The organism is Albimonas sp. (assembly GCF_055129145.1).
Window position 1 is genome coordinate 1 of sequence record NZ_JBSRTQ010000179.1, and the last position, 7,638, is coordinate 7,638.

General features: G+C 75.9%; 5 protein-coding genes. 2 read left to right on the forward strand and 3 right to left on the reverse strand.

What is annotated here, in order from left to right; genetic code table 11:
* Positions 1-297 precede the first annotated feature (297 nt).
* Together ACTB72_RS19155 and ACTB72_RS19160 are read left to right on the forward strand one after the other, a co-directional pair.
* A complete protein-coding gene (locus tag ACTB72_RS19155; RefSeq protein ID WP_463038615.1) occupies positions 298-1,629 on the forward strand; it encodes an ATP-binding protein in 1,332 nt (443 codons plus the stop codon).
* Between the two features lie 268 nt (positions 1,630-1,897).
* A complete protein-coding gene (locus ACTB72_RS19160; RefSeq protein WP_463038616.1) occupies positions 1,898-4,129 on the forward strand; it encodes a SulP family inorganic anion transporter in 2,232 nt (743 codons plus the stop codon).
* A gap of 218 nt (positions 4,130-4,347) precedes the next feature.
* Here ACTB72_RS19160 and ACTB72_RS19165 read toward each other — a convergent pair whose 3' ends face one another.
* From ACTB72_RS19165 to ACTB72_RS19175, 3 genes are all read right to left on the reverse strand, one after another.
* Positions 4,348-5,715, reverse strand: a complete 1,368-nt coding sequence (locus tag ACTB72_RS19165; protein ID WP_463038617.1) for a glutamine synthetase family protein — start codon at positions 5,713-5,715, stop codon at positions 4,348-4,350.
* Positions 5,716-5,858: 143 nt separating this feature from the next.
* Positions 5,859-6,200: a hypothetical protein gene (locus ACTB72_RS19170; protein WP_463038618.1), complete on the reverse strand. Its 342-nt coding sequence runs from the start codon at positions 6,198-6,200 to the stop codon at positions 5,859-5,861.
* Positions 6,197-7,638: OmpA family protein (locus tag ACTB72_RS19175; protein ID WP_463038619.1), on the reverse strand; the 1,442-nt coding region annotated here is incomplete at its 5' end. The genes ACTB72_RS19175 and ACTB72_RS19170, both read right to left, overlap by 4 nt.

The window sequence follows — 7,638 nt, forward strand, 5'->3', positions numbered from 1 at the left end:
CGGGCGAGGCGATCCCTGCATGGTCCAGCGCGTCGCGGATCGCGCCCCCGCGCTCCGCGACCGGTCCGCTCCGCCGCCCGTCCGCTCCTCTCACAGCTCCCGCCCCGCCCAATCCCCGCCTTCCCCGAATCCCCGCCGTCGCCCTCCCGCCCCGTCCGAACCCGCGCCGCCGGCCGCCCTGCCGCGCGGGCGCCTCGCCGCCCCACGCGCCCCGCCCGTCGCGCGGCTCCCTCCCCCGCCCCCCCGCGCGACGCTTTTCCCCTTGGCGCCCGCCCGCGCCCGTCGCAGCGTGGCCCCATGGCCAAGCCCTTCAAGAAATACCTTCCCCGCTCGCTCTTCGGCCGCGCCCTGCTGATCCTGCTCGCCCCGATCATCCTCCTGCAGGGGGTCGTCGCCGGCCTCTTCATCCAGCGCCACTACGCCGGGGTGACCGAGCAGATGACCGGCGCCGTCGCGCTCGAGCTCAACTACGCCGTCGCCGCGGTGGACGAGGCCCCGGACATCGAATCCGCCCGCGCCGGGCTCGAGCGTCTCGCCCGCCCGCTCGGCCTGACGCTCGCGCTGGATGCGGGGCGCGAGGTCTCGCCCGAGCGGATCCGGCGCTTCTACGACGTTTCGGGCAACGCGCTCGCCGAGACGCTGCGCGCCAACATCCCCCGGCCGATGGCCATCGACCTCGTGCGCTACGACCGCGATGTGGAGGTCAAGATCCAGACCGAAAAGGGGGTGGTGCGCGCCCTGATCCCGCGCAAGCGCACCATCGCCTCCAACCCGCATATCCTGCTGGTCTGGATGGTCGCCACCGCCGCCCTGCTGGCGGTCGTCGCGGTGATCTTCCTGCGCAACCAGGTGCGCCCCATCCGCCAGCTCGCCGCCGCCGCCGAGGATTTCGGCCGCGGCCGCTCCGCTCCGTTCCGCCCCGCCGGCGCCGACGAGATCCGCCGCGCCGGCGCCGCCTTTCTCGACATGCGCCGCCGGGTCGAACGGGCGATGGAGCAGCGCGCCAACATGCTCTACGGCGTCTCCCACGACCTGCGCACGCCGCTGACCCGGATGAAGCTGGCGCTGGCCTTCATGGAGGACCAGCCCGAAGCCGAAGAGCTGAAGCGCGACGTCGACGAGATGGAGCGGATGCTGGCCGCCTTCCTCGACTACGCCCGCGGCGGGGCCGGCGAGCAGGCGACCGAGGCCGATCCCGCCGCCCTCCTCGAAACCGCCGCCGAGGCCGCCCGGCGCGGCGGCGGCGAGGTCGTCACCCGCCTCGCCCCCGACAGCCTCCGCCCCGCGCCCATCATGGTGCGCGAGGGCGCGCTGCGCCGGGCGCTGGGCAACCTGCTGGAGAACGCCTGCCGCTACGGGACGCGGGCCGAGGCGACGCTGCGGGTCGGGCGGCTTTACGTCGAATGGGCGGTGGAGGATGACGGCCCCGGCATCCCCGACGACCGGCGCGAGGCCGCCTTCCGCCCCTTCACCCGGCTCGACGCGGCGCGCAACCAGGACAAGGGCGGCGGCGTGGGTCTTGGGCTCGCCATCGCGCTCGACATCGCGCGCGCCCATGGCGGGGCGATCACGCTGGAGCGGTCGGAGCGGCTGGGCGGATTGCGGGCGGTGCTGCGGCTGCCGCGCTGAGCGAAGCCCGTCGCCCGGCGCCCCGTGACCGCCTTGCCTTGACCGCCTTGCCCTAGCCGCCTCCCCGTGATCCCGTTCCCCATGATCCAGCCCGAGTGATCCAGCCCGCGTGGCCCGCCGCGGGCGGACCCGCGCCCGCGCCGATCTCGTCGGCCGCTTGTTCGACGCGCCGCCCGCATTCATGGCTTCGGATGCGGGAACGCCCACTTGTGCGCAGGCGCGCGCCCCCTATGCTCGCGCGGACATCGCGGCAACGGGGCGGGACAGGGTGAGCGCGGACCAACCGCAGATCGCGCGGACGCAGGACAGGTTCGCCGGACGCACCGTCTGGGGCGACCTCGCGGCCGGCGGGACGCTGGCGCTGATGTCCATCGCCTATGCGCTGTCGTTCAGCGCGCTGGTCTTCGCCGGCCCGATGGCCGAGCTCGCCCGGGCCGGGGTGGCGGCGGCGGCGCTCTCCTCGGGCATCGCCTGCCTCGCCTTCGCCGCCCTCTCCTCCAACCCCCGCGTGGTCGGCGGCCCGGACACGCCGGTGATCGCCGTCGCCGCGGCGCTCGCGGCCGGGGTGGCGGCGCAGGGCGCGGCGGATGCGGCGCAGGCCGTCTCCAACGCCATCGCGGCGCTGGTGCTGGCGGCGATGTTCACCGCGCTCTGCCTCGGCGCGGTGGGGGCGTGGCGGCTGGCGGGCTGGCTGCGCTTCGTGCCCTATCCGGTGACCGCGGGCTTCCTCGCCTCCTCCGGCGCGCTGCTGGCGGGGGGCGGCGTGGCGCTCGCCGCCGGGCTGCAGCGCGGGCCCGCCTTCGACGCGGCGCTCAGCCTCTCGCTGCCGCCCCCCGCCCTCGCCGCCGCCGGGGTCGCCTGCGTGATCGCCGTGGCGCGCCGGCTCACCGGCTCGGCGCTCACCGCCCCGGTGCTGGTGCTCGCCGCTGGCGCCGCCGTGTCGGGCGCGGCCGGCCTCGACCTCGTCCCGATCGAGACCCTGCGCGCCGGCGGCTGGCTGCCCGCCGCGATCGCGCCCGGCGGGGCGCTGCTGCCGGCGATGGTGTTCTTCGACCGCCCGCCCGACCTCTCCGCCCTCGCCCCCTTCGCGCCCGAGATCGTCGCCGTCGCCCTCGTCGCCGGCATGGCCCTGATGCTCAACGCCGCGGCGCTGGAGGCGCAGATCGACGCCTCCCTCGACCTCGACCGGGAATTCCTCGCCTCCGCCGCCGCCAACGCCGCCGCCTCGACCTTCGGGGGGTTGGTGTCCAACCTCTCGCTCGGCCGCTCCGCCGCCAATGTCGAGATGGGGGCGCGGGGCCGCCTCGCCGCCGTCGTCGCCGGGCTGATCTGCGTGGCCTTCGCCGCCGGCGGGCCCAGCGTGGCGGCCTATGTGCCGATGCCCGCGCTGGGCGGCATGCTGATCTACATGGGCTGCGGCATGCTGCGGCAATGGCTGTGGCGCGGCGCGCTGCACCTGTCGCGGGGCGAGGCGGCGCTGGCCCTGACCATCTTCGCCGTCATCGTCGCCTACGGCTATCTGGAGGGGGTGGCGCTGGGCGTCACCGCCTCCTGCGTCAGCTTCGCGCTCGCCTGCGCCCGGGCCCCCGCCGTGCGCCAGCGCCTGACCCGCGCCGATTACGCGAGCTTCGTCGATCGCCCGGCGGAGGACGAGGCCGCCCTGCGCGCCGCGGGCGGGCGCATCCGCATCTTCCGCCTGCAGGGCTTCCTGTTCTTCGGCGTCGCCTCGCGCCTGGTGGAGGAGGCCCGCGCCGCGGCCGAGGCCGAGGCCCGCGCCCATCCCCCCGGCGTCGCGACCGGGCATGCGGTGGCGCTCGACTTCCACGCGGTCACCGGGGTCGATTCCACCGCCCGCGCCGCGTTCGAGCGTCTGCGCAAGCAGCTCGCCGCCTCCGGCGCGCTGCTGGTGCTCACCGGGCTCGAGCCGGGCGGCCGCCGCGCCCGCGCGCTCGGGGTGGAAGGGGAGTTGACCTTCCCCACTCTCGAACAGGGGCTGGAGCTGTGCGAGGACCATCTTCTCGCCGCGCTGGGCGGCGCCGCCGGCCCGGTCCCCTCCATCGCGCAATGGCTGGCGGAGGCGCTGGACGACCATGCCGGTCCCGCCCCGCGTCCGGCCTTCCGCATCGCCGCGATCCTGCGCCGCCGCGATCTGGCGGCGGGCGAGGCGCTGTGCCGGCAGGGCGAGCCCGCCGAGGCGCTCTATTTCATCGTCGGCGGGCGGGTCTCGATCTATCTCGAGGCGCCGGAGGCGGCGCGGAGGCGGCTGCGCTCGGCGCTGGGGCGCACGGTGATCGGCGAGATCGGCTTCTTCACCGGCGCCGCCCGCTCGGCTTCCGTGATCGCGGACCGGGAGACCGAGGTCTGGGCGCTGGACGCCGACGCCTTCGCCCGGCTCAAGACCGACGATCCCGCCGCGGCGATGGCGTTGCAGGAACTGGTGATCCGCATCCTCGCCGACCGCCTGACCTTCGCCAACCGGGAGGTCGCGGCCCTGCAATAGCCGCGGCCCGGCCCCGATCAGCCCGGCCCCTGTCAGTCGCGCGCGACGGCGCCTCAGCCCGCTGCCTTCTCAACCGTCGGCGAACGCATGACGAGGGAAACGTCGCTGCGCCCCGGCGCCCGGCGCCGCCCGGCGCCCCCGTCCCAGCGCCGCGCGGGCGCCCCGCCCCGACCCGCGGGCCGGCCGTCGCGCGGCTCCCGCAGCCGGGGCCCTGGCGCCTACATCACCTCCAGATACCGCGCGAGCTCGGAGGGCGGCACTTCCCGCTCCACGACCGACAGCTCCCGCGCGGCGTTGTCGATCAGCAGGCTGACCAGCGGCTGGCCCAACGTCTCGACCAGGAAGGTCGAGGCCGCCGCCGCCTCCATCGCCTCGCGCAGCGTGGCGGGCAGCGGCCGGCGGTTCTCCAGCGCGTAGGCGTCGCCCTCCGTGGGGCGTGTCGGCTCGATCTCCTCCGCGATGCCGCGCAGGCCCGAGGCGAGCTGAACCGCCATCAGCAGATAGGGATTGCAGTCCGCCGCCGCCTCCCGGCTTTCCATCCGCACCGTCGGGTCGTCCTCCGCCCCTTCGCCCTCGATCACCCTGAGCGCGACGGTGCGGTTGTCCACGCCCCAGCTCGCGTTCATCGGGGCGTAGGAATAGTTCATCCGCCGCCGATAGGCGTTCGGGTGGGTCGACCCCACGATCGAGCTCTCCCGCATCGCCGCCTGCAGCCCGCCGAGGAACCAGCGCCCGGTCTCCGACAGCCCGCCCTCGTCGGCGAAGGCGTTCTCCCCGTCGCGCCACAGCGAATGATGCACATGGAACCCGTTGCCCGACCGGTCATGGAACGGCTTCGCCATGAACGACGCCACCAGCCCGTGCGGCCGCACGATCTGCTTGACCATGCCGCGCAGCAGCAGCGTGTGGTCCGCCGCCTCCAGAATCGGGGCGTGGCGCAGGTTCACCTCGACCTGACCGGCGGCGAATTCGGGGTTGGACTGCTCCACCGGCACGCCCATTTCCGCGAGATGCCGCCGGATCGGGCCCAGCACCGGCTCCAGCTCCGCCGCCCTTCCCAATCCGTAGCATTCGGGCCGGTTCTCCCGCGGGCGAAGCGTCTTGTCGTCGAGCAGGTAGAACTCCAGCTCGCCGGCCGCGCGCGGTTCGAATCCCATCTCGCGGGCTTTCGCCACGGCGCGCAGCAGCGGCTGGCGGGGGTCGATGGGGATCGGGGACCCGTCCTTCTCCCGCGCCTGGCCGAGGCAGAGCCACACTCCCTCCTCCCATGGCACGGGGCGCAGCGGTCCGCGCGGCACGATGGTCAGGTCCGGAAACCCGCCCTCCGCCGAGGAATAGGAATTCGGCACCAGCAACGAGCCCACATCCATCGCGAAGAAGGTGTTGTCGAGCGCGATGCCCCGCCGGCGGACGGAGCGCCAATGCGCCGCCGTCACCCGCTTGCCGCGCAGGATGCCGTTGAGGTCGCCGACCCCGACCACGACCGTATGACAGCCTTCGGGCAAAGCCTCGGGCGGCAGCGCGTCGCTGGGATCGGGCGCGCCGTCCACCCCGTAACCCGTCCGTACCGCGCTGTCGGAGCTCATGCCCGCACCTCTCATGTTATTGAACCAAGACCCGGATCTAGCCCGAGCGGGCAGGGGCCGGCAAGCGACGCCCCGGCGCGCCCGACCCTGCGGGCGATGCCTGACGGAGTTGTGCGCGCCGCGGCCGCACGAGGCCCCCCGGCTCAGGCCGCCCCGCGCAAAACGTCGATCTCGCGCCGCAGGGCGCCGATGGTGTCCATCGCGGCGTCGAGCTCCGCGGTCCGTTCGGTCAGCGCCCGGCGCAGGCCGGTCTCGGTCTCCGCCGCCGCGGCCGAAATCGCGGTCAGCTCCGTCTCGGTCTCGACCGCCAGCGCATCGCGGGCGTCCTCCGCGTCGGCGAGCCTTCGCGACAGCTCGGCGATGCGCCGCGCCTCCGCGCCGCCGCGCCGCCGGATCTGCGCGCGCAGCGTCCCCAGCGCCCAGCCCAGAGCCGCCGCCGCCAGCAGCGCCAGCCCCAACGCGACCGCGAGCTCGATCCGGGTCATCCCCCGTCCCCCGAGCCGTCCCCCGAGCCGTCCCCCGACCCGTCGTCATAGCCGTCGCCCTGGGTCGCCGCGCTCAGCGTCGCGTCGGAAAACTCGATCCGCCGGTTCAGCGCCCGGCCCGCCTCGTCGCCATTGTCGGCGATGGGCCGGCTTTCGCCATAGCCCTGCGCGATCAGGCGCGACAGCGGCGCCCCGCGCGCCAGCAGCCCGGCCAGCACCGCGCTGGCGCGGCCCTGGCTCAGCACCTGGTTGGTGCTCTCGCGCCCCTGGCTGTCGGTATGGCCGCCGATCTCCACCACCAGCCCGCTGCAGCGGCCGAGGATCGCGGCGAGGCGATCGAGCACCGGCAGGCTCTCCGCGGCGATCGCCGCCGCGCCGGGGTCGAAGCCGATCGGGTTCGCCTCCACCTCCGCCTTCAGCGCGGCGAGGCAGTCGGCGGGCGGCAGCGGCAGCCGGGCGGCGAGCGCCGGCAGATCCACCGTCACCACGCTGCGCGCCGCCACGCCCAACGCCCGCAGGGGAACCAGCGCCGCCTCGGTCTCGCGCGCGGCGGCCGGGCGCAGCGACGCGCCCTCCACCACGACCGTCTCGCCGTCATAGGTCAGCGCGCCGCGGTCGAGCGGGCGGATGGCGTCGATCCCGGCCAGCGCCGCGCGGCGCCAAGTGGGGGGGGCGGCGGTCTCGGCGAGGTCGAGGCCGTCGTCCACCGCCGGGGCGCCGAAGCGGGCGCGGGCGTAGGCCGCGACCGCGGCGCGGCTGGCGGCGTCGGGGGCGCCGCCCTCGAGGGCCACCGATCCGTTCCCGGCGAGGCTGACCGCGAACCAGCGCGGCGCGTCCTCGTCGGGCGCTCCGCCGCCCCCGCGCGGTCCGCCGCGGTCGGGCGGCGGCGCCAGGTGCAGCGCGAAGGACGGCGGCAGCTGGGCGGCGAGCTCGCGCGCCACCCGTGCGAACCGCCGCGGCCCGGTCGAGGGCGCGGCGACCAGCCGCGCATCCGCGTCGATCATCTCGAACCGCCCGGCGCGCAGCGCGCCCAGCGCCCGCACCCCGGCCGCCGCCGCCTCGCCCCAGCGCTGCGAGGGCGCGCCGACGCCGAGTCGGCACAACCCCTCGGCCGCGCCCTCGGTTCCCGGCAGTTCGGCGAAGGCGGCCAGAACCTCGCGTCGCTCGGCGTCCGAGCGCATGTCGCAGCTCAGCAGCGCCCCGCCCGAGGGGCCGAGCGCCACGCCGAAGCGGAACGGCGTCAGCGCCGGCGGCGGGGCGGAGATGTCGATCAGCAGCGTCGCCCCCTCCGGCGCCGCATCGCGCAGCGCGGCCTCAGCGGTCCTGGCGGCGTCTCGGCTGGGCGCGAGGGCGGAGAGCGACAGAACCCCCGGCGCGATCTCGGCCCGCGAGTCGCCCAGCGCCGCCACCGCGGCGGCGGCGGCGCTGGCGAGCGCGA

What these genes read in the sequence shown, in the direction of transcription:
- ACTB72_RS19155 (WP_463038615.1), top strand. Translation starts at nt 298, where the DNA reads ATGGCCAAGCCCTTCAAGAAATACCTTCCCCGCTCGCTCTTCGGCCGC.
- ACTB72_RS19165 (WP_463038617.1), bottom strand. Translation starts at nt 5,715, where the DNA reads ATGAGCTCCGACAGCGCGGTACGGACGGGTTACGGGGTGGACGGCGCG.
- ACTB72_RS19170 (WP_463038618.1), bottom strand. Translation starts at nt 6,200, where the DNA reads ATGACCCGGATCGAGCTCGCGGTCGCGTTGGGGCTGGCGCTGCTGGCG.